Here is a 23,102-nt window from a genome sequence, read left to right as displayed (position 1 = left end):
CGGAACGGGCGGTAACTTGGAGTACAAAAAATTCAAGTAGTTTCTTTTGAACTCTCTTGCTTAATTTACAATTGGTTATCTGCATTTTCGTAGCCTAGCATAACTGCTAATCTACGTCAGCCCCTATTTTTAAGCGATGGATTTTCTTAAGAGCCATTCCAAAAAATTTGGTTGCATAGCGAAATGTAAATTTTGTATGAAAACCAAATCATACAAAGCGGAATAGCGGAATAGAAAGTATAAAACGGCAGATTGCCGTAAATTTTAAGTGTCTTGCCGTATTTTAACGCAACTATGCTATTTTGTTAAAAAATAGCGCCATCATTTATCTGCCAATCTTCCGTAAAACAATCTGGCAGTCCGACTTCTTCTTGATTAAAATAATTACTAATAGCCCAAACCCAATAAAGGAACACATCATGAAATGGACAGATACCCAACGCATCGCCGAAGAACTCTACGACTTACACGGCGACAGCATCGATCCGAAAACCGTACGCTTTACCCAACTGCGTGATCTGATTATGGCTTTACCTGAATTTGACGATGACCCGGCGCGTTGCGGCGAGCGCATTCTCGAAGCCGTGCAACAAGCATGGATAGATGAAGCAGAATAATCTTTACCCCCTTCCCTATCAAACAAGACCTCAGGCTATTTTTCAGACGGCCTGAGGTCTTTATTAAATCTATTCATACAATTTCGGAAAATTTCGAAATTGACTCATGTTAACCTCAAATTTATTATGCAACCTGACAATAAATAAAAGATATGCAGAAGGTGCATAACCATGAATCACGCTCGAGAAATCGCCGCTTTAAACAACAGCCTTTCTGATTTGAAAGGCGACATCAATGTTTCGTTCGAATTTTTCCCGCCGAAAAACGAACAAATGGAAACTATGCTATGGGATTCCATCCATCGCCTGCAAACCTTGCATCCGAAATTCGTTTCCGTAACCTACGGTGCAAACTCCGGCGAACGCGACCGCACACATAGCATCGTCAAACGCATCAAACAAGAAACCGGCCTTGACGCCGCCCCCCACCTGACCGGTATCGATGCCAGCCCTGACGAGTTGCGTCAAATTGCCAAAGACTATTGGGACAGCGGTATCCGCCGCATTGTTGCCCTGCGTGGCGACGAGCCGCCTGGCTACGAGAAAAAACCTTTCTATGCCGAAGATTTGGTCAAACTGTTGCGCTCCGTTGCCGACTTTGATATTTCCGTAGCAGCCTATCCAGAAGTGCACCCGGAAGCCAAATCCGCACAAGCCGACTTAATCAATCTGAAACGCAAAATCGATGCGGGCGCAAACCACGTTATCACCCAGTTCTTCTTCGACGTGGAAAGCTATCTGCGCTTCCGCGACCGTTGCGTAATGATGGGCATTGACGTTGAAATCGTTCCCGGCATCCTGCCTGTAACCAATTTCAAACAATTGACCAAAATGGCCCAAGTGACCAACGTCAAAATCCCAAGCTGGCTGTCTAAAATGTACGAAGGTTTGGATGACGACCAAGGCACGCGCAACCTTGTTGCCGCCAGCATCGCCATCGACATGGTCAAAGTCCTCTCTCGCGAAGGCGTAAAAGACTTCCACTTCTACACCCTCAACCGCAGCGAACTGACTTACGCCATCTGCCATATTTTGGGTGTACGCCCCCGTTAATAAAACAGACGGCCTCCCCATTCTGATTTACAATATCGAACATTCAGGCCATACCGGCCTGATTAAAAATTCCAACTAGGAGAGTTAACATGACAACATTGCATTTTTCAGGCTTCCCGCGCGTCGGTGCCTTCCGCGAATTGAAATTCGCACAAGAAAAATACTGGCGCAAAGAAATCAGCGAGCAAGAATTGCTGGCTGTTGCTAAAGACTTGCGCGAGAAAAACTGGAAACACCAAGCTGCTGCCAACGCCGATTTCGTTGCTGCAGGCGATTTCACTTTCTACGACCACATCCTCGACCTGCAAGTTGCCACCGGTGCCATCCCTGCCCGTTTCGGCTTCGACAGCCAAAACCTGTCTTTGGAACAATTCTTCCAACTGGCCCGTGGTAACAAAGACCAATTCGCTATCGAAATGACCAAATGGTTCGACACCAACTACCACTACTTGGTGCCTGAATTCCACGCCGATACCGAATTCAAAGCCAACGCCAAACACTACGTTCAACAACTGCAAGAAGCTCAAGCTTTGGGTCTGAAAGCAAAACCGACCGTTGTGGGTCCGTTGACTTTCCTGTGGGTTGGTAAAGAAAAAGGCGCTGTTGAATTCGACCGTCTAAGCCTGTTGCCTAAACTGTTGCCTGTTTACGTTGAAATCCTGACTGCTTTGGTTGAAGCCGGTGCCGAGTGGATTCAAATCGACGAGCCTGCTTTGACTGTTGACCTGCCTAAAGAATGGGTAGAAGCATACAAAGACGTTTACGCTACTTTGAGCAAAGTAAGCGCCAAAATCCTGTTGAGCACTTACTTCGGTTCTGTTGCCGAACACGCTGCTTTGCTGAAATCCCTGCCTGTTGACGGCCTGCACATCGACCTGGTACGCGCTCCTGAGCAGCTGGACGCATTTGCTGACTACGACAAAGTTCTGTCTGCCGGCGTTATCGACGGCCGCAACATTTGGCGCGCCAACCTGAACAAAGTTTTGGAAACTGTCGAGCCTCTGCAAGCCAAACTGGGCGACCGTTTGTGGATCTCCAGCTCTTGCTCTCTGCTGCACACTCCATTTGACTTGTCAGTTGAAGAAAAACTGAAAGCCAACAAACCTGACCTGTACTCTTGGTTGGCATTCACCCTGCAAAAAACCCAAGAATTGCGCGTTCTGAAAGCCGCATTAAACGAAGGTCGTGATTCCGTTGCCGAAGAACTGGCTGCCAGCCAAGCTGCTGCCGACTCCCGTGCCAACAGCAGCGAAATCCACCGTGCAGACGTTGCCAAACGCCTGGCCGATTTGCCTGCCAACGCAGACCAACGCAAATCTCCATTTGCCGACCGTATCAAAGCGCAACAAGCATGGTTGAACCTGCCTCTACTGCCGACTACCAACATCGGTTCTTTCCCTCAAACTACCGAAATCCGCCAAGCACGTGCAGCCTTCAAAAAAGGCGAACTGTCTGCCGCTGATTACGAAGCCGCGATGAAAAAAGAAATCGCCTTGGTGGTTGAAGAGCAAGAAAAACTGGACTTGGACGTACTGGTACACGGCGAAGCCGAGCGTAACGACATGGTTGAATACTTCGGCGAATTGTTGAGCGGTTTTGCATTCACCCAATACGGCTGGGTACAAAGCTACGGCTCACGCTGCGTTAAACCACCTATCATCTTCGGTGACGTAAGCCGTCCTGAAGCCATGACCGTGGCTTGGTCTACTTACGCTCAAAGCCTGACCAAACGCCCGATGAAAGGTATGTTGACCGGTCCTGTAACCATTCTGCAATGGTCTTTCGTCCGCAACGATATTCCTCGCTCTACCGTGTGCAAACAAATCGCACTGGCTCTGAATGACGAAGTATTGGATCTGGAAAAAGCCGGCATAAAAGTCATCCAAATTGATGAACCTGCCATCCGCGAAGGTCTGCCTTTGAAACGTGCCGATTGGGATGCCTACCTGAACTGGGCCGGTGAATCTTTCCGCCTGTCCTCTACCGGTTGCGAAGACAGCACCCAAATCCACACTCATATGTGCTACTCTGAGTTCAACGACATCCTGCCAGCCATCGCCGCTATGGACGCTGACGTCATCACCATCGAAACTTCACGTTCCGACATGGAGCTCTTGACTGCATTCGGCGAATTCAAATACCCGAACGACATCGGCCCAGGTGTTTACGACATCCACAGCCCACGCGTACCGACTGAAGCTGAAGTTGAGCATCTGTTGCGCAAAGCCATCGAGGTTGTACCGGTTGAACGTCTGTGGGTTAACCCAGACTGCGGCCTGAAAACACGTGGCTGGAAAGAAACTCTGGAACAACTCCAAGTGATGATGAATGTAACCCACAAACTGCGTGCCGAACTGGCTAAATAATGTGAGTTAGATGAAAAGGCCGTCTGAAAATTTTCAGACGGCCTTTTTTTATTTATCGATATTTAGACCATAAAGATTACAGCTTCAACAGCTTACAAAATCCCTGTCGTTGTATGATGCTCTTCCACTCCTGATGTATACACATTCTTAGTATGGTGATACACAGCATCTTTAGTTGTTGCGACAATATAGTTGGCTTCTGACAAGATATCGCTCAAGGCAACTTTACTGCCGGTCGTATTCACCTTTGTCAGTGCTGCACCATTATGGCTATTGCCTTCTGAATACGTTTTGATGTTATTTTCAAAGCGCAGCCATGAATCATACAGTTCGTCTTTGATGTCCGTCATGATTTTATTGTTGGCTACATTTAAAGATGCCTTGCCCTTAGGGTTGGTACTGTATACGTCTACCAAAACATCATCCAGGGCACCACCAAGTTTCAATGTGTTATTAGTGATGTTGTACTCTTTGGCATTGCTTTTCAAATAAGCAAATTCGACATAGCCGTCAGATTTTTCACGCACGGAAATTTTGTTGTTGTGAATTGTCACCGCACCATGCATAGCGACATTACCATGGTGTTCTTCCACATAAACCGGTACTGCGCCTTTCATAATCTTGCCGATATCGGCATCATTGCCGCTAATGGTAATAGTACCGCTGCCAATGCCGTTTTTAGATAAAACGCGGTCGTAGGTATCGTTGATGACGGCAATCAGATATTTGGTGGATTCGCCGCTTATCTTGTTATTTGCCATATTGAGCGTGTAATCCATTTTGCTTTCATGGTTACGGAACTCAATCGCGTAAGTCTGAATATTGTTTTGATAAACCGTCAGATTTTTAATGACATTATTGCTGATATCGAAATAGCCTTTGTTAGCCGAGTGCAAATCTTTGTATTGGGTATTGGTTTGCACCTGGATACCTGAATACATGTGATAGTACTTGCCCAAGTCATCATCAACATTCAAACGGAAGCTCGGGTCTTGGATAATGGTATTGCCGGTAATTTTGACTTTATCCATAGAAAACTGGCGGTTGTAAGCAGCAATACCATACAGCCGGTCACCTGTTAACACATTGTCTTCAATGACAATGCCTGTACCATCATGCACATCCAAGCCTTTGCGGTAGTTGTGGTTGGTCGTGTTTTTACGGTATGTGACACCGTAATTGTAGCTGCCCGCAACCACAGCCATACCGTAGCCGGTACCGCTGTCCGCTTCGTGGCCGTTCCAATCCAAACGGTTGCCCTCGCCGATAAAGTTTTGTTGGAAACCGATCAGCGCACCGGCAACGCGGTTGTGGTGCAGATACGAATCAACAATACGGTTGTTTTCACCCAAAGGCAGCGCTTCATATTTTTCATCAATTTCGCCGCTTTGTACGCGCTCTTTAAAGGTCAGCTTTTGACCTTTTTCCTTTTCCAAAGAAGCGGTCGACGTGAACATCACACCAGCACGATTGGCACCGGAAACCTCTACTTTACTGATTAAAGTATTGTCCGCATCGTTCACCAAAATGCCGTTTACCTTGCCAAAATAGCTTAAGCCTTTGCGGTAAAAATCAGGGTTGGTATATTGAACCGACAAGTTGGCAATGGTTTTATTGTTTTGTCCATCGATCAAGATACCGGCAAATTGGCGAATGTCATCATGGTTGGTGTTCGGATTGAACACGCCTGTCTGCGCCTTATCAAACGTTACTTTGGTTTTACCCATCCCCGAACCAAACAAACCGCGTGCGCCGGAAACGGTTTTATCCATCACAATCTGGTTAGAAATATAGTAGGTACCATCCAAGAAGACCATGGCTTTTTCTTTATGAGCAGCTTCTAAAGCCGCTTTAAATGCCTGAAGGCTGTCTTTTTTACCCTGCGCATCGGCACCAAAATCATTCACACGAACATAATTACCATACTCTTTAGATTGATACACGCGGTATTTTCCAGAGACACCTGCCCTGTTTTCGGTATGATCGTCAATTTTGTTTTCTTTGACTGAACTGAGGTGGCTATCGTGACTCATGGCTGTTTTTTTGCCGGAAGAAACGCTCACGACTTTGTTATGGCCGTCTGAATCGTTCAAAATCTTTTTATGCACAATTTCGACTGTTTTTTTTCCTTCGGCAATTCTGTCTTCTGCCTCTTTTTCTTTGCGGGCAGCGTCTTGTTTGGCTTTACGCTCTGCAATCGCTTTTTCGACTGCTGCTTTATGCGCTTCTTTTGCATGCTCGACGGCGTTTGCTTTGGCTGTGGCGGCTTCGGCTATTTTTTTTGCTTTAGCCTCTTCGTATTTTTTTTGCTTTTCAGCCAAAATTTTTTCCATCGATTGATTAACCGGTTTGTTTACCGGCTCTTTTGAAACAACCTGTTTGTCCGTTACTTTAGACGCAATGGTATTTTTACCAGAAACGCTACTTGCAGAAGCAACACTGGCCCGTACGACACGCATTTTTGTTACAACGCCGTCTGAAGATGATGAGGTACTGTTCAATCTTGCCGCCTCAGCCACATGAACCGCATCTCTCGTTACAGTATTTTTACCGCTTAATTGCTTGGGTTCAGGAAAAACAGACGGACTTCCCCCAAAATTTTGGGTGTGTATCCATTCTTTTAGAGGAGAAGATGATTCGGAAGTGGTTTCAGGAGTTGAGGAGCCTTGACGGATATGGGTACGGCCAAGAGGGGCAAGTTTATGTGACATAATCAGCGTATTTCCTTGTATCAAATATCGTCCTTTTCCACCGCACAAGCGTGCAACAAAAAAGTTCGATGAATAAAGAGGTAAGACGGATTCTGTCGTAACAGCAATTGCCTGTATAAAGCTAGCCACTTTGAGAAACTCGGCAGCGTTTCCCCTTCTGCCGATTTTCTGATTGAAAACGGTAATGGTGTTTGGACAGAACCCTTGGATGGCTTTTATAGGCAATCTGTCCGCGTACCATGTGTCCGGTTATTTTTGACGGAAAATGTATCAGAGTCCCTTTTTAATTAATTAGTTCATCCAAAGTTAAGTTATTTTTGATTTTTATAGCAAAATAAAAATGGTTTTATCTTGCATTGTTTTTCTTTTTGGCGTGACAGAGTTAATACCGCGAAGCCAAAAAGGAGGGGAATTCTAACACAATATGTTTTTAGCATTCCCCATTTAACTAAATTTACAAAATATACAAAATAAATATCTATAAATGTTTTTAACTTCATCGAAAATCAATAAAATTCGATATTTTCAATGTGTATTTTTACAACATAATTGCGCATTATATACCGATTATCTTAAAATGCTACCGTTTGTTTGTAAAATTTAGCATTTTATTATTTGTCTTCCCTCTCTAAAATCCAATAAAAAAGGCCGTCTGAAAAAATATTTCAGACGGCCTTTTTTATTGAATGCGTTCTATTTAACAAACTTCGACCAACCAGCCATGTTTGTCTTCTGCCAAACCGTATTGGATGTCGGTAATCGCCTTACGGATTGCATAACCGCGCTCTTGGCTCTTCACTTCAATTTCTTTACCATCAATCACGAAAGAAGTTACTGGAGAAATAACCGCAGCCGTACCAGTCAGAATCGCTTCCGCACCATTCTCAATCGCGGCTTTCAGCTCGTCGACAGTAAAGTTGCGCTCGGTAACAGTGTAGCCCAAATCTTTGGCAACAGTCAGTACAGAATCGCGGGTAACGCCGTGTAAGAATTCGTCGGTCAACGGTTTGGTAATGATTTCATCGCCGTTAATCAGGATAAAGTTAGACGCGCCGGTTTCCTGAACATCGCCATTCGGGCAGAACAATACTTGGTTTGCACCGTGCTCTGCTTTGGCTTTCAATACCCAAGGCATGGCGGAAGCGTAGTTGCCGCCGCATTTCACACGACCCATGTGCGGGGCGCAACGGATGTGTTCGGTTTCCACCAAGATTTTAACGGGCGAACCGGCTTTGAAATAGTCGCCGACAGGAGAAGCCAAAATGTACAGCAAAGCAGTTTCGGAAGGAGAACCCGCCTTACCGATCACAGGGTCGGTACCGATCAAAGTCGGACGCAGGTACAAAGCGGCAGGCGCATCAGGAATTTCCTCGGCGGAACGTTTGACCAATTCGATCAAAGCATTCAAATAAGCTTCCGTTTCAGGACGCGGCAGGTGCAGAATATCCGCACTTTGCTGCATGCGCGCGATATTGGCGGTCGGGCGGAACATCACGATTTTGCCGTTTGCCTGACGGAATGCCTTCAAGCCCTCAAAACATTCGCTGCCGTAATGCAGGGCATGCGCACCGGGGGCGATTGTCAGGTCTGTGGAAGATTGCCATTCTACCGGCTGCCATTTACCTTCACGATAAGCGATAACGGGCATTTCAGCGTGAAAAACGCTGCCGAATACGGCTGGGACTGGTCTGCTCATGATGATTGCCTTTCTTATTCTGATTTGTAAGATAATAACTAAAGACTGAACAATACGCCTTTCAATATGGGTTTGACAAGTACCCGTCAGCATTAAAGACACCCTTCCCATGCCGTCTGAAACATGCCGTCCTATCCGAAATCCGGCAAATCGTTTAAACTGATACCATTTTTCAGACGGCCTGCCCCAACCGCGGCCCACCCGGAGCAACCCATGAAACTCATCTCTACCATCATCAAAATCCTGATTCTTCTTGTTTTCCTCCTGCTTGCCATCACCAATACCCACACCGTATCCTTCTTCTACCTGCCCGGCCAAAACGTCAATCTGCCGCTGATTGTCGTGCTTTTCGGTGCATTTATTATCGGCATCGTGTTCGGTATGTTTGCCCTCTTCGGCCGTCTGCTGATCCTGCGTAGCGAAAACAATCGTCTGCGTGCCGAAGTGAAAAAATACGCCCACCTTTCCGAAAAAGACCTGACCCCGGTCAAAACCGAAACACCGGCAACGACTTCCGAAACCACTCCCAAAGCGTAACGCCACCAACCAATATAAGGAATACCATGGACAACGAATTGTGGGTCATCTTACTGCCCATCGTCCTCCTCCCCGTTTTCTTCGCTATGGGCTGGTTTGCTGCGCGCGTCGATATGAAGACCGTTCTGAAACAGGCCAAAAGCATACCGGCCGGCTTTTACAAAAGCCTTGACGCCCTCGTTGACCGCAACAGCGGCCGCGCCGCGCGCGAATTGGCGGAAGTGATTGACCAACAGCCGCAGTCATACGACCTAAACCTGACCCTAGGCAAGCTCTACCGCCAACGCGGCGAAAACGACAAAGCCATCAATATGCACCGCGCCCTGCTCGATTCGCCCGACACTGTCAACGAAAAACGCGCGCGCGTGCTTTTTGAATTGGCGCAAAACTACCAAAGTGCAGGCTTGGTTGACCGCGCCGAACAAATCTTCCTCGGTTTGCAGGAAGGCGATATGGCACGCGAAGCCCGCCAACACCTTTTGAGCATTTACCAACAAGACCGCGACTGGGAAAAAGCCATCGAAATGGCGCAGCTCTTGAGCCATGACGAACAGACCTACCAGTTTGAAATCGCCCAGTTCTATTGCGAAATCGCCCAAGCCGCGCTGTTCAAATCCAACTTCGACGCCGCCCGCTACAACATCGGCAAAGCACTCGAAGCCAACAAAAAATGTACGCGCGCCAACATCATCCTTGGCGACATCGAATACCGTCAGGGCAATTTCCCTGCCGCAGTAGAAGCGTATTCCGCCATCGAGCAGCAAAACCACGCCTATTTGAGCATGGTCGGCGAGAAACTCTATGAAGCCTATGCCGCACAAGGCAAACAGGAAGAAGGCCTCAACCGCCTCATCGGCTATATGCAAACCTTTCCCGATCTTGACCTGATCAACGTCATCTACGAAAAGGCTCTGCTGCTCAAAGGCGAAACCGAAGCGGCGCAAATCGCTGTCGAACTCGTCCGCCAAAAACCCGACCTCAACGGCGTGTACCGCCTGCTTGGATTGAAACTCAGCAGTATGAATCCGGAGTGGAAAGCCGATACCGATATGATTCGTTCCATTATCGGCCGCCAACTGCAAAAAAGCGTTATGTACCGCTGCCGCAACTGCCACTTCAAATCCCAAGTCTTCTTCTGGCACTGCCCTGCCTGCAACAAATGGCAAACCTTTACGCCGAATAAAATCGAGATTTGATAAAGCGTTAAGCATTAAAAAAAGGCCGTCTGAAATCTTTTCAGACGGCCTTTTTATTACAAAGCAAAATATCAAAGCGGTTCAAAACATGGCTTCACACACCGGCAATATCTGCTCAACACCGCTACTCTGCCCATGCCAACGCCGCTACAATCTGAGCCTCAATATCGGCATTAAACTCGCCGGCACGGTACGCATCGCGCAATTCTGTGCGACGGGTTTCATCTGCCGCAATTTGGTTTAACACCACTTGCGGAAACTCGTTAAACACAGGCCCGGCTTCTTCATGACCCATCAAAAACAGCGCAGGGATTTTTTGATTGGCGCGGACGATTTCCTGTTGGCACGGATTCTCAAAACGGCTGCTGTCGCCAAAATCGTTGCGGGCAATATAGTTGACGCGGATATTGGGATTCAACTCCGCCATTTTTTGAATAAATGGCACAAACACGCGGCAATCAGGGCAATATGGCGCAGCGGCAAGCAGCCAGTTTTGCGGACGGTTGATCTTTTCAACCGCCGCTACCGTTTGCGCCGACAGCTCGGTCGCCTGATAGAGTTGCTGCTGTTTCAATTTGTCTTCTTCGGTATCAAAATCCAAATATTCTGCATAAGTAGCCATGCTTTACTCCTATTCTGTTGTATTGGTTTTACCTGCCACGCCGGTCAAAAGTGGAACAAGCAGATTGACGACGAGGTTTTCAAATAGTGGCTCATCAAGCGGCGATTCTTCCGAATGACCAAACACCAGCTTCACTTCGGTATATTCTTTCTGCCCTTTACTCATTTTATTGCCGTTAAAAACCTCATGGGCCTTTCTCAAGGCAGCATCCCAATCCTCTTTCTTGTTGCACTCCTCCGCAGCGGCAAGACTGGTTTTGGCAAAAAATGGCAAGGGAATATTTTGTCCGATTCGGAAATATACCAACCATTCTTTCAAAAGCTCCCTCGCGGCCTCTTGCCCGATGGCGGCATAAGTTTCGGTCTTTCCCAGGCTGACAAAATAGGTTTGTCGGTTTTCAACGGATTGAGGGGCGACGGCGCAAAAAATCAAATGCTCCAATAAACGGGCAACACGGTTGGGCGCATTGTCTTTTTGGTTTTGGAACACAATGCGGCCGCATTCATAAAGATTGCCGATGGTGCCTTGTAACACCAAGTCGTCAAAGTGTTCTTCATAAGGTTCAGACGGCCTTTTGTCACTGCGTATCAGCTCGACATCCACGTTTTTCGCAGATATCTGATACTGCTTCTGCCACAAACCGCCTAACTCGCCTACCGGCATCAGACTTTCTGCATTCAGCCGAATGGCCGTATCTTCAAAATCTTCACCTTTGCGCCGCGCATCCAAATAAGCATCGGCAATCCGACCTTCATGTTGCGGCTCAAACGGTTCGGCAGATTCCCATGCGCCGTCCAGATACGGCTGATCCCAGCTTAAATTTTTCTTCAGCCAAACTTTGACAGGGTTGCGCCAAAAACTGATGAGCTCGCCCTGATGAATGGTTTTGCCCGGCTCTTCCTGACTTAAAGCCTCAAGGAAAAACGGCTGCGCTTCCGCTGGCGGTTGGCTCAACGCATCGGCGTAATCTTGGCGCGTACTGAAGAGGCCGTCTGAAAGCGCGTCTTTTTGGAAATAACGGCGTGAGAACGCCTGCAACGGATGATGTTTTACCCATTTCTCCGACAACTCACGCCCGCTTTTCCCTGTCATGGCGGCAATGGTATCCAGCAGCTCGCTGATTAACGAAGACGGCGCAAACTCGGCATCATTGCGTATATCGCGGCCGATATAAGACAAATACAGCATTTCGCGCGCGCTGATTAAGGCTTCGAGGAATAGATAACGGTCGTCGTCGCGGCGGGCGCGGTCGCCTTTTTTCGGATGTTTGGCAATCAGGTCGAACACAGCCGCTTTGGTATTGCGCGGAAAATCGCCGTCATTCAAACCCAACAGGCAAACCATTTTAAACGGCAGGCTGCGCATCGGCACCATACTGCAAAAAGTGATGCCGCCGCTCAAAAATCCGGCTTGGCTTTCACTGTCCAAAAAGCGGCGGATATGGCGGATAACGGTTTTACACGGCAACAATCCGTCAAATTCGGCCAACTGCGCCTCTTCCTGCCATTTCGCCAAAGACTGCTCAAACTGCTGCTTGGCGTATTGGTCGTCCGTATCCGGAGCAAACAGTTTCTCCAGCAAATCGCGGCAACGCTGCACCCAACTTTCCACATTGGCAGGCTCTTGCCATTGCGCCGCCATATCGGCCAAAGTACGGACAAATTCGGCAAAACCGCTGAACACGTCCAACTGGTTGACATTGCTATGCCACGCGCTCACGCCCTGCCACATGCCGTTGCCGCCTTCAGGCAGCATCCAGCCCAAGGCCAAACGCTCTACCGCCTGCTGCCAAGTAAAGAGGTTGTCTTTACCCTCGCGCATGGTTTGGTCCAAACCCCAATGCACATTCAATCCGGCAACAGTCTCATGCAGCAGCGGCACATCTTCCTCGCTCAAACCGAAGCGTTGCAGCACCAACCGGCTTTCCAGCAAAGGCAAAACCTTGTCCACTTCAAACCGGCTTTCCAGCAAGTCCAAAGTTTGTGCCAAAGCATACAGCAAGGGCTGACGGCGGCTGAGCTTCACATCCGAAATCGAATACGGCAAAGCCTGGCTACCTGCCTGCTCCTGTCCAAAAACGGCTTCGATAAACGGACTGTACGGCTCGATGTTCGGCGTCAACACGGCAATATCGTGCGGCTGCCAGTCAGGATTTTTTTGCAACACCAGCGACAGCTCTTCTTTCAAAATCTGTAATTCTCGCAAAGGGCTGTGCGCCGCGACGATTTTGACCGAGCCGTCGTTCAGCAGCTTGTCCGGCTCGACACACACTGGATTGCCGTCCGCATCGTGAACCTGAACCAAAGCCTGTTGCGCGCCTGCTTCGCCTTCTTCTTGTTGATATAAGCGTTCAGACGGCATGATTAAGTTTTGGATATCGTTTTGCAGGCAATGCAATAAGGTATCGTCTTTTCCCTCTTCATAAACCTGAATATCCTGCTCGGTTTCCACTTCCGACAGAAAATCAAAGAAGTCGCGCCCCTGCTTGCCCAAAGAAGCCAACAGCGGATGCCCTGCCTGCGACAAATCCGCCTCATCGCCCCTTTTCAAAATCTGCGCCTCGTCGATAACCTCGCCCCAATATTGGCTGCTCGGGTTGAGCGCAAACACAAATACATCGCAATGCTTGGAAATTTGGTGCAGCAGTTGCAGATACATCGGCGCCATTGTCGAAATGCCGAATACAAACAACCTTTGCGGTAAAACTGATTTATCCAACTGTGCCAACAGCTTTTCCCACAAGGCCACGCGGTGCGGCGCTGATTGGCTGCCATCGTCCAAATAACGCCACAGCCGCGCCTGCCAATCCTCATCATCGCCCAAACCCAGCAGCTTCCCAGTCTGCCACGCATCAATCCAATCCGGCCGGTACACCAAATATTGGTCGAAAATATCTGCCATCTGTCCGGCAAGCTGATAATCCGCCGAGGCCGAACTGTGCAAATAACTTTCCAGCTTCAGGCGTACGTTTTCGTATTCGGGGGCCGTCTGAAACACTTCGCTGCGGAACAAATCCAGCAAACGCCAGCGCATGACTTCAGGCGAAAACGGACTGAGCGGTGGCACATCGGGAACCAATTTACGCATCAGCTGCCACGCCAAACCGGCCGGCAGGCTGAACTTCAAATTTGCCGCCACGCCGAGTTTGCGCGCGAAAAACACATTCAGATAACGCCGCATCCCCTGGCTCTGCACCACCACTTCTTCCTGCGCCAATACAGAATCCAAGGGCAAGGCCTGATGAATATGCGCGCACATTTCGGCAAGCGCTTCCAAACGGTCAGACTGATAAAGATAAAACATAGCAGACAATCTAAAAAACAATTGCCCACATTATAATGCCATTAGGACAAATGCTTCAGCAGAAGCGGCAAACAAAAACACAGGCCGTCTGAAACGCATCGCTTCAGACGGCCTAAAACAAACCCATCGGCAGCCAATTATTAATTATTTATCGACCCCTGTACAAACCGGCTTCTCCTATCCTATAATTTCCCACATTCGGAATGTAGCGCAGCCCGGTAGCGCACTTCGTTCGGGACGAAGGGGTCGGAGGTTCGAATCCTCTCATTCCGACCAAATACAAAACCTGCTTGAGTCCAAGCAGGTTTTTTACATTCGGCAAGCCTATACTTCCGGCGGGAAAGGCGCGCCTTCGGGATGTTTGTAGCGGTTGTACATAAACAAATATTGTTCCGGAAAACGGCGTATCCAATATTCGGTATTTTCATTGATCACGCGCGCGTCGTTCTCCTTATCGCCGTTCAATTCGCCGCGCAATGGCTCGATGTGCAAGACAAAGCCTTTGCCGTCGGGCAGACGCTCGCCGCAGAAAAACAAAGCCTTCACGCCTTTAACTTGCGCCAGCTTGCCCGCTAACGTCATGGTGTAGGCAGGTTTGCCGAAAAAGTCCACCCACACGCCGTCGCCGCCTTCTTCCGGAGACGGTACATGGTCCGGCAACACAATGGTTGCTTCGCCGCCGCGCAGCGCTTTGATGATTTGTTTGACGCCCTGAATGCTGGTCGGTGCAGTCTTGCCTTTACCGCGCACGCGCCCTGCCTGCATCACCGCATCAAATGCCTTGATTTTCGGCGGCTTGTACATCGCCGTCAGAGGAAACGGCAGTTGCTGGCTGATGTAGCGGCCCGCCAAATCATAGCTGCCGATGTGCGGCGTGATAAACAGCAAACCCTCGCCCGCATTCAAGGCCGTCTGAACATGCTCCCAACCGTTGACGCCGACAAACAGGTTTTCAATTTCCTCAGGCCGTCTGAAAAACGCCACCGGCAATTCCAAGCCGCCTTTTGCCGTTTCACGGAAAACTTTTTTCACTGCCTCGTCCGTCGGGTTCAAGCCGGCAAGTGTCATGTTTTCAAATACCCTTCGGCGATCTTTCGACAGCACGCGGAAACCCAAACTGCCGAGCAGGTTGCCTAATTTGTGCAACCAAGCCAAAGGCAGCGCGGCCAAAAATTTAAAAACAAAGGTAACAAGCGTTTGCATAAGGTTTTACCAAAATAAAGTGGACAGATTGTAAACGAAACAGGCCGTCTGGGTGATTTTGATTTTATCAAAATCACTGGAAATTATGACTCAGATTGATGATATATATAAAGCTTAACCAAAAAAAAGAAGCCCGAAGGCTTCTTTGGTGGTTAATGAGAAAAAACAAGAGTTTGTTTTTCTCCTGTTGCTCTAAAGGTTGCATCATATCGGATTGAATTATCATCAATACGGCTAATAACAACATCAGATTTTGTCTGGTAATCATAGAAGCAAACATTTTTTTTGCCACAATATGTTGCTTGAGCATAAAAATAACTTCTTTCACCTTTTGGTGAATATATCGTTCTTTCTATCTCTGGACCAAGTGAGGATATTTTTATAACCAAACTTGAATCCCAACCATTTCCGGTAAAATTATAAGGAATATGAGAAGAGACAATCCCTGTCTCATTTGCTACCTTATATGTTTTTTTAGGTAAGATCACCATACTAAAAGCTACTATAATTATCAATAACGATAAAAATGCACTGAACCTATTAAAAGGTTTCGAGTTAATTTTTTTTACGTTATTAGCTCTAGGAGCATCGGTTTTTTTGGTGTACATATCTTCCACAGGAATTTCCTTTCAAATAAAAAATACTGCGATAACGCATAGCATTTAATATAAGAAAGGAAAAAAAATTAAGCTAGGAAAAATAAAATAGCCATGAAAGCAATAGCGCATAGCCCCATTACAATTTCAAAGGGATCCCTTTGAAGAATGACATAATTGTCATTATCCTGTTCATATCGTTGCAAATTATTTCGATGCTTAGTAGCTGGTCGTTTATCGACATAACTATACGCATGAGGATTACGTTTCTTTTGTCTATTGCTCATGATTTATCCTTTTCAAAACTTTTTTCCTCTTATTCACTAAATTGTTCAAATGCACATACAAATGTATATACGCGCGAATGCTAAACTATTTCTATGTAAATAAGTATGTTCTTTGTGTGAAATAAAGGAATTATTTCATTCTAGAAGTTTAATACTAAAAGTTCTTTTTTGCAAAAGGAAGGTAACAAAACAGACTTCGGGCAAATATATTGCGGCACACCTGCTTTTCTGCTACTATTCGCGCTGCATTAAGAGTTGGGAATTCCATGCCAACCTGCTTTTCAAACGGAAAGGTAAGGTGGACGGTTGAAAAACCGATGTGGCTCGCCAGAGCAATCCAAACCCGCTTAATGCGGGAATTTTTTTGCCTGTAAGAAACGCGCAACAGGATTCCGAAACAGCAGGCAAGTGCGAATGTTTCTCACTTGTATAGAGAAAAAGCGGAGTTTTTGTTATGATTTCCGCTGTCCGAAATAAAAGGCCGTCTGAAAACACAGCAGCCTGTTTTTAATGAAAGAATAGCAATGAGCGAATATCTGTTTACTTCCGAATCGGTATCCGAAGGCCATCCGGATAAAGTTGCCGACCAAGTATCCGATGCGATTTTGGATGCCATCTTGGCGCAAGACCCAAAAGCGCGTGTCGCCGCAGAAACCTTGGTCAACACAGGCTTGTGCGTATTGGCAGGCGAAATTACTACTACTGCCCAAGTGGACTACATCAAAGTCGCACGCGAGACCATCAAACGCATCGGCTACAACTCCTCCGAGCTGGGCTTTGACGCCAACGGCTGCGCAGTCGGCGTGTACTACGACCAACAATCTCCGGACATCGCCCAAGGCGTGAACGAAGGCGAAGGCATCGACTTGAATCAAGGCGCGGGCGACCAAGGTTTGATGTTCGGCTATGCCTGCGACGAAACCCCTACCCTGATGCCGTTTGCCATCTATTACAGCCACCGCCTGATGCAACGCCAAAGCGAATTGCGCAAAGACGGCCGCCTGCCTTGGCTGCGTCCTGATGCCAAAGCCCAACTGACCGTGGTTTACGACAGCGAAACCGGCAAAGTAAAACGCATCGACACCGTCGTCCTGTCTACCCAGCACGATCCGTCTATCGGTTACGAAGAGCTGAAAAACGCCGTGATCGAACACATCATCAAACCGGTTCTGCCGTCTGAACTGCTGACCGACGAAACCAAATACCTGATCAACCCGACCGGCCGCTTCGTTATCGGCGGCCCGCAAGGCGACTGCGGTTTGACCGGCCGTAAAATCATCGTCGATACCTACGGCGGCGCAGCTCCGCACGGCGGCGGCGCATTCTCCGGCAAAGACCCGTCCAAAGTGGACCGTTCCGCCGCTTACGCCTGCCGCTATGTTGCGAAAAACATCGTCGCCGCCGGTTTGGCAACCCAATGCCAAATCCAAGTTTCCTACGCCATCGGCGTTGCCGAACCGACTTCGATTTCCATCGATACTTTCGGTACCGGCAAAATCAGCGAAGAAAAACTGATTGCCCTGGTTCGCGAACATTTCGACCTGCGCCCTAAAGGCATCGTCCAAATGCTCGACCTGCTGCGCCCAATTTACAGCAAATCCGCCGCCTACGGCCACTTCGGCCGTGAGGAGCCTGAATTTACTTGGGAGCGCACCGACAAAGCAGCCGCATTAAAAGCAGCCGCAGGCGTGTAAACTTCCGCATTTGAGGCCGTCTGAAAAGCAAAACGTTTTCAGACGGCCTTTTTCCTTATACAATAGCCACTTGAATTTCTATATACATTCTGAATAAAGGATACGGATTATGTTCGGCAAACAACTTTTTGAAGAAGTCAGCTCCAAAATCAGCGAAACCATCGCCAACAGCCCTGCCAAAGACATGGAGAAAAACGTTAAAGCCATGCTCGGCAGCGCGTTCAACCGCATGGATTTGGTGACCCGCGAAGAATTTGACATCCAACAACAGGTTTTGATTAAAACCCGTACCAAACTGGCCGAATTGGAAGCCCGTTTGGCCAAAATCGAAGCCACTCAAGAGCCTGAAGAAGCTGCTTTGAAAGCTGCCGAAGCCGCTGCGGAAGAAGCTGTTGCCGAAATCAAACAACAAACCGAAGCTGCCGAATAAGGCCGTCTGAAACATGTCGCTTGCTTTGGTTTACAGCCGCGCCTTAAGCGGCATGAATGCGCCGTTGGTCGAAGTGGAAGCCCACCTTGCCAACGGCTTGCCACATTTCAATATCGTCGGTTTGCCCGATACTGAAGTCAAAGAAAGCCGCGACCGTGTGCGTGCCGCCATTATCCAAAGCGGCTTCGACTTTCCCGCCAAGAAAATTACCGTCAACCTCGCACCGGCCGACCTCCCAAAAGAATCCGGCCGTTTCGATTTGCCTATTGCCTTAGGCATTCTTGCCGCATCGGGACAAATCAACCCTGAAAAGCTCACCCAATATGAGTTTGCCGGAGAATTGGCGCTGTCCGGCTTGCTGCGTCCCGTGCGCGGCGCGCTGGCCATGGCATGGCAGGGAATGCAGGCAGGCCGTTCGTTCGTTTTGCCGCAAGAAAATGCCGAACAGGCTGCCGTTATGCGCGGTATCGCGGTTTATGGTGCGCGTTCTTTAGGCGAAGTGGCCGCACATTTAAACGGTATCGAACCATTGACACAAACCGAATGCAAACTGCCACAAAGGCCGTCTGAACAAAGTAAAATTCCTGATTTAGCCGATGTCAAAGGCCAACATACCGCCCGCCTCGCTTTGGAAATCGCAGCGGCAGGCGGACACAGCCTGCTGATGATGGGCCCTCCGGGTACGGGCAAATCCATGCTTTCGCAACGTTTGCCCGGCATCCTTCCGCCTTTGACCGAAGACGAATTAGTCGAAGTATGGGCATTGCGTTCGCTCCTGCCCAACCATCAACAGCAACTCGACAGCAACCGTCCTTTCCGCAGTCCTCATCACAGTGCCAGCTCGGCAGCCATGGTAGGCGGTGGTTCAGACCCACGTCCGGGCGAAATCTCATTGGCGCATCACGGTGTGTTGTTTTTAGACGAATTACCCGAGTTTGACCGTAAAGTATTAGAAGTATTGCGCGAACCTTTGGAAAACGGCGAAATCCATATTTCCCGCGCCGCACGCCAAGCTGTTTATCCGGCCAAGTTCCAACTTGTCGCCGCCATGAACCCCTGCCCTTGTGGCTATCTTGGCCATCCGTCCAAACCTTGCCGCTGCACGCCTGAAAGCGTTGCCCGCTACCGCAACAAAATTTCAGGGCCATTGCTCGACCGTATTGATTTAACCATCGAAGTACCCAGCCTTTCCGCTGCCGAGTTAATGCAACAAGAAGCAGGCGAATCCAGTGCCACCGTATTGGAACGAGTTACCGCCGCGCGCAAAATCCAATACGGCCGACAAGGCAAAGTTAATGCCGAATTGAGTGTCAGTGAGCTCGATGGTAAAGCCCGCATCCAAAAAGAAGCGCAAGAAGCTTTGGGAACCATGCTCGAAAAACTGTCCCTTTCCGCCCGAAGTTTCCACCGTATCATGCGCGTCGCCCGTACGCTGGCCGATTTGGCAGGCGACGAAGAAGTCAGCAAAACCCATGTGATGAAAGCCATCGGCTTCCGTCGCGCCCTTTAACTTGTCAGACGGCCTGAATCTTTATGTTTAAGTAAAACTAGAGTAAACAAAGCATCAGGATTTTGCCGTCTATAACGGTTATTGATAAAATATCGAATCCAAACTCAGACAGTCTCACTTCAGGCCGTCTGAACACATTATTACAAGGTAAGTCATGAAAAAATCTACACAATATGGTAAAGGCTTGTCCGGTTTCTTTTTCGGCCTAATACTGGCAACAGGTATTATTGCCGGTATTTTGTTCTTCTTGAACCAAGGCAACCAAAACGTTTTCAAAGAGCTGACTCAGCCTAAACAAAGCGAAGAACCTGAAATCCTGAAACCTCAGGACAAAGCAGAGAAACGCCCAGCTACCGACACTTCATCTACCCAAGCAGATGAAGAAAAAGCCAAAGCAGAAAAAGAAGCGGCAGAGAAAGAAGTAAAATCTAAAGAAGAGGCTAAAAAAGCTGCCAAAGAAGCTGAAGAAAAAGCTCAAGCGGAAAAAGAAGCTCAGGAAAAAGCCGAACAAGCAGAACGTGAAGCTAAAGAAAAAGCAGAGAAAGCCGCTGCTGATAAAGCCGAACGCGAAGCTAAAGAAAAAGCTGAAAAAGCCGCCGCCGATAAAGCCGAACGTGAAGCCAAAGAAAGAGCAGACAAAACTGCTGCCGATAAAGCCGAACGTGAAGCCAAAGAAAAAGTGGCAAAAGCTGAAGCAGAAAAAGAAGCTGCTAAGAAAAAACTGGCCGAGAAAAAAACCGAGTTAGAGAAAAAACGTGCAGAAAAAGCCAAAGCGGAAAAAGAAACTGCCGATAAAGCTGCTAAAGACAAAAAAGCAGCCGACCAGCTGACTGCCAAACAAAAAGAGCGTGCCGAGCGCAAACTGGCCGAGAAAAAAGCGGCTGAAGCCAAAAAGCAAAATAAGCCGACACCTGAACAAATCCTCAATAGTGGCAGCATCGAAAAAGCACGTAAAGCTGCAAATACCTCTGCAACAAAAGAAAGCAGCAACTCTGTAAGTAAACAGTCAACAGAAAAAGCCGAAACAGCTGCTAACAGCGGTAAAAAAGCCTTCCTGCAACTTGGTTCATATGCAGACCGCTCCAGCGCAGACTCACAACGTGCCAAATTGGCTATTTTAGGTGTTTCTTCCAAAGTGGTTGAATCGCAAAACGGCGACAAAACCATTTACCGAGTTCAAAGTAATACCATGCCGCAGGAAGCTGCTGTAAAACTGCAAAAAAACCTGCAAGGCCATAATATCAACAGCTTGATTCGTTCTAGCAAATAATGGAATCACTGATGAAGCAGCGTATAAAACAAACCATTGCCGCACTCAGCCTGAGCCTGCTCAGTCTGAGTGCGCAGGCTGCTACCGAGGGCGTGGACTATACTGTCCTCAGTCGCCCTATTCCGCAGCAACAAGCCGGAAAAATTGAAGTGCTAGAATTTTTCGGCTACTTCTGTGTCCATTGTTACCATCTCGATCCAGTTTTGTTGCAACACAGCAAAACCTTTGCCAAAGATGTTTCCTTACGGACAGAACACGTCGTTTGGATGCCTGAAATGTTAGGCTTGGCCAAAGTAGCCGCTGCCGTCAATCTTTCAGGTTTAAAATATCAGGCCAATCCAGTCATCTTCAAAGCAGTTTACGAACAAAAAATCAACCTGGCTGATGCAAATGTATTCCGATCATGGGTGGGTAAACAGACAAGTTTTGACAGTAAAAAACTGCTTCAAGCTTACAACAGTCCTGCTGCCGCATCGACTGCTGCAAAAATGCAGCAATTGACGGAAACTTATCGAATTGAAAACACACCAACTGTCATTGTCGGTGGTAAATACAAAGTCAATTTCAATGGTGGCGACTGGAAAGTCGGTATGAAAACCATAGATGACCTCATCGTCAAAGCCCGTCGCGAACAATCCTCAAAACCACTTTAACTATTCAACAAAAGAAAGACGGCCTCAAGGCCGTCTGAAAACTTATGGACATTCTAATTTTATTTAAAGCACTTATTCTCGGTATTATCGAAGGTTTAACCGAGTTCCTCCCTATTTCAAGCACCGGTCACTTGATTGTATTCGGCGACTTAATGAATTTCCAAAGTAACGGTAAAGTATTCGAAATTGCCATCCAGCTCGGTGCCGTATTAGCCGTCGTATTCGAATATCGCCAACGATTTACCCATATCATAAAAGGACTAGGCAAAGAGCGAACAGCCAATCGCTTTGTGCTGAATTTATTTATCGCATTCATCCCCGCTGCGATTGTTGGCCTTTTATTCAGTAAACAAATTAAATTGCATCTTTTCAACCCGATTACCGTTGCTACCATGCTGGTACTGGGAGGCTTCTTCATTTTATGGGTTGAAAAACGCCAAGCAACAGTAAAACCTAAAGTCAACCATGTCGATGATATGCGCCCAATTGACGCATTTGTTGTAGGATGCGCCCAAATTTGTGCCCTTATCCCTGGGACATCACGTTCAGGCAGTACCATCATGGGCGGTATGTTGTGGGGTCTGGAACGTAAAACAGCTACCGAATTCTCATTCTTCCTTGCCGTACCGATGATGATTGCAGCCACAGGTTACGACATCTTAAAAAACTACAAACTCTTTACCTTGCAAGATGTTGGACAAATTGCCATCGGTTTTATCGCAGCATTTATCGCCGGTTTATTGGCAGTAAAAGCTTTGCTGAAATTTGTCTCCAGTAAAAATTATGTGCCTTTTGCCTACTACCGCATCGTATTTGGTGGTCTGATTCTCCTTACTTGGATGCTGGGCTGGGTCAGCTGGAGCGAATAACCCCTCTCCCCAAAGGACGTACCCGCGCACGTCCTTTTTACTTTCTTATCTCCTTTCCACTCTATTGTCACCCCGTAAAAGGCTTACACTCCGCATCATTGCCCCTAAATATCTCCTCACCGTCCGTACAGCTTCCCTTACCCTTCATCTTCCCGCACACCACCGCCGTCAGCGACTCGTTCAAGCGCAATACCCTCGGCTCCGCTTCCCTATCCAGCGCCACCGCCTTCAAGGTAAACTTCCCCTCCAAGATCCCCTTAGCCTGACCGCTCATCCTGATACAGAAACCGCCCGCCTCCTTCACCGGCAGCTCCGGCCACTTCGTCGACGTCAGCTTAAAGCTGCCCTTTTTCGCATAGAACTGCTCCATAAAGCGCGCATTTTCCAGCAGGGCGGCATGCGCCGCACGCAGGTTGGCCGAGCGGACCGATTCCCGATAGGCCGTAAATGCCGCCGTCGCCAATATCGAAGCCAGCAGCATCACCACCA

Annotated in this window: 19 protein-coding genes, 1 tRNA gene, 1 pseudogene and 1 riboswitch; of the genes and pseudogenes, 12 read left to right on the top strand and 9 right to left on the bottom strand. The window is 48.0% G+C overall.

Going from position 1 to position 23,102, the window contains the following annotated elements:
* Positions 1–85: pseudogene (locus tag ACTHTU_RS10940) on the bottom strand (IS1595 family transposase); the annotation flags it as partial.
* A gap of 334 nt (positions 86–419) precedes the next feature.
* Here ACTHTU_RS10940 and iscX point away from each other — a divergent pair.
* The 3 genes from iscX to metE all read left to right on the top strand — a co-directional run bounded on the left by iscX (position 420) and on the right by metE (position 4,036).
* Positions 420–617, top strand: a complete 198-nt coding sequence (gene iscX / locus ACTHTU_RS10935) for a Fe-S cluster assembly protein IscX (protein ID WP_003682097.1) — start codon at positions 420–422, stop codon at positions 615–617.
* A 171-nt stretch (positions 618–788) separates the two neighbouring features.
* Complete coding sequence (gene metF / locus ACTHTU_RS10930) at positions 789–1,670, top strand: methylenetetrahydrofolate reductase (RefSeq protein ID WP_049323818.1); 882 nt, start codon at positions 789–791, stop codon at positions 1,668–1,670.
* An 89-nt stretch (positions 1,671–1,759) separates the two neighbouring features.
* The gene (metE, locus tag ACTHTU_RS10925; protein WP_070748900.1) at positions 1,760–4,036 is read left to right on the top strand and encodes a 5-methyltetrahydropteroyltriglutamate--homocysteine S-methyltransferase; all 2,277 of its coding nucleotides are present in this window, start codon (positions 1,760–1,762) and stop codon (positions 4,034–4,036) included.
* Between the two features lie 92 nt (positions 4,037–4,128).
* Here the strand turns inward: metE and ACTHTU_RS10920 are convergent, their stop codons facing one another.
* Both ACTHTU_RS10920 and ilvE read right to left on the bottom strand, forming a co-directional pair.
* Entirely contained in the window at positions 4,129–6,369 is a 2,241-nt protein-coding gene (locus tag ACTHTU_RS10920) for a right-handed parallel beta-helix repeat-containing protein (RefSeq protein ID WP_440362563.1), read from the bottom strand.
* A gap of 1,075 nt (positions 6,370–7,444) precedes the next feature.
* Positions 7,445–8,443, bottom strand: coding sequence for a branched-chain-amino-acid transaminase (gene ilvE, locus ACTHTU_RS10915; protein WP_440362561.1), 999 nt, complete (start codon positions 8,441–8,443; stop codon positions 7,445–7,447).
* 213 nt (positions 8,444–8,656) lie between these two features.
* Here ilvE and ACTHTU_RS10910 point away from each other — a divergent pair, with 213 nt between their 5' ends.
* Positions 8,657–8,980 (top strand): LapA family protein, encoded by a 324-nt coding sequence (locus tag ACTHTU_RS10910; protein WP_440362560.1) that lies wholly within the window; start codon positions 8,657–8,659, stop codon positions 8,978–8,980.
* Between the two features lie 26 nt (positions 8,981–9,006).
* A complete protein-coding gene (gene lapB, locus ACTHTU_RS10905) occupies positions 9,007–10,176 on the top strand; it encodes a lipopolysaccharide assembly protein LapB (RefSeq protein ID WP_003684462.1) in 1,170 nt (389 codons plus the stop codon).
* A gap of 124 nt (positions 10,177–10,300) precedes the next feature.
* Here the strand turns inward: lapB and ACTHTU_RS10900 are convergent, their stop codons facing one another.
* Positions 10,301–10,798, bottom strand: a complete 498-nt coding sequence (locus ACTHTU_RS10900; RefSeq protein ID WP_440362559.1) for a thioredoxin family protein — start codon at positions 10,796–10,798, stop codon at positions 10,301–10,303.
* A gap of 9 nt (positions 10,799–10,807) precedes the next feature.
* Positions 10,808–14,101, bottom strand: a complete 3,294-nt coding sequence (gene recC, locus ACTHTU_RS10895; protein ID WP_440362558.1) for an exodeoxyribonuclease V subunit gamma — start codon at positions 14,099–14,101, stop codon at positions 10,808–10,810.
* Positions 14,102–14,300: 199 nt separating this feature from the next.
* On the opposite strand from recC, the gene ACTHTU_RS10890 reads away from it, so the two are divergent.
* Positions 14,301–14,377: transfer RNA gene (locus tag ACTHTU_RS10890), tRNA-Pro, on the top strand.
* Between the two features lie 48 nt (positions 14,378–14,425).
* Here the strand turns inward: ACTHTU_RS10890 and ACTHTU_RS10885 are convergent.
* From ACTHTU_RS10885 to ACTHTU_RS10875, 3 genes are all read right to left on the bottom strand, one after another.
* Positions 14,426–15,304 (bottom strand): lysophospholipid acyltransferase family protein, encoded by an 879-nt coding sequence (locus ACTHTU_RS10885; RefSeq protein ID WP_440362557.1) that lies wholly within the window; start codon positions 15,302–15,304, stop codon positions 14,426–14,428.
* Between the two features lie 152 nt (positions 15,305–15,456).
* On the bottom strand, positions 15,457–15,921 hold the full coding sequence (locus ACTHTU_RS10880; RefSeq protein ID WP_440362556.1) for a hypothetical protein: 465 nt from the start codon (positions 15,919–15,921) through the stop codon (positions 15,457–15,459).
* Positions 15,922–15,989: 68 nt separating this feature from the next.
* Positions 15,990–16,187, bottom strand: coding sequence for a hypothetical protein (locus ACTHTU_RS10875; protein WP_107858221.1), 198 nt, complete (start codon positions 16,185–16,187; stop codon positions 15,990–15,992).
* A gap of 240 nt (positions 16,188–16,427) precedes the next feature.
* Positions 16,428–16,538: riboswitch (SAM-I-IV-variant riboswitch) on the top strand.
* A gap of 173 nt (positions 16,539–16,711) precedes the next feature.
* On the opposite strand from ACTHTU_RS10875, the gene metK reads away from it, so the two are divergent.
* From metK to ACTHTU_RS10845, 6 genes are all read left to right on the top strand, one after another.
* Entirely contained in the window at positions 16,712–17,881 is a 1,170-nt protein-coding gene (gene metK / locus ACTHTU_RS10870) for a methionine adenosyltransferase (RefSeq protein ID WP_049351011.1), read from the top strand.
* Positions 17,882–17,990: 109 nt separating this feature from the next.
* On the top strand, positions 17,991–18,311 hold the full coding sequence (locus tag ACTHTU_RS10865; protein WP_440362555.1) for an accessory factor UbiK family protein: 321 nt from the start codon (positions 17,991–17,993) through the stop codon (positions 18,309–18,311).
* A gap of 13 nt (positions 18,312–18,324) precedes the next feature.
* Entirely contained in the window at positions 18,325–19,821 is a 1,497-nt protein-coding gene (locus ACTHTU_RS10860) for a YifB family Mg chelatase-like AAA ATPase (protein WP_440362554.1), read from the top strand.
* 154 nt (positions 19,822–19,975) lie between these two features.
* A complete protein-coding gene (locus tag ACTHTU_RS10855) occupies positions 19,976–21,091 on the top strand; it encodes an SPOR domain-containing protein (RefSeq protein ID WP_440362553.1) in 1,116 nt (371 codons plus the stop codon).
* 11 nt (positions 21,092–21,102) lie between these two features.
* Complete coding sequence (locus ACTHTU_RS10850) at positions 21,103–21,744, top strand: thiol:disulfide interchange protein DsbA/DsbL (protein ID WP_293208949.1); 642 nt, start codon at positions 21,103–21,105, stop codon at positions 21,742–21,744.
* A gap of 44 nt (positions 21,745–21,788) precedes the next feature.
* Positions 21,789–22,613 carry an undecaprenyl-diphosphate phosphatase gene (locus ACTHTU_RS10845; RefSeq protein WP_440362552.1) on the top strand — a complete coding sequence of 275 codons (825 nt, stop codon included), beginning with the start codon at positions 21,789–21,791 and terminating at the stop codon, positions 22,611–22,613.
* A gap of 67 nt (positions 22,614–22,680) precedes the next feature.
* Here the strand turns inward: ACTHTU_RS10845 and ACTHTU_RS10840 are convergent, their stop codons facing one another.
* The gene (locus ACTHTU_RS10840) at positions 22,681–23,094 is read right to left on the bottom strand and encodes a type IV pilin protein (protein WP_440362562.1); all 414 of its coding nucleotides are present in this window, start codon (positions 23,092–23,094) and stop codon (positions 22,681–22,683) included.
* Positions 23,095–23,102: the final 8 nt, after the last annotated feature.

The sequence above is a fragment of the Neisseria sp. P0020.S005 genome (assembly GCF_051957055.1).
Lineage (GTDB): Bacteria > Pseudomonadota > Gammaproteobacteria > Burkholderiales > Neisseriaceae > Neisseria > Neisseria subflava_A.
Note: the sequence above shows the minus strand (reverse complement) of the source record. Positions and strands in the feature narration are given on the sequence as shown.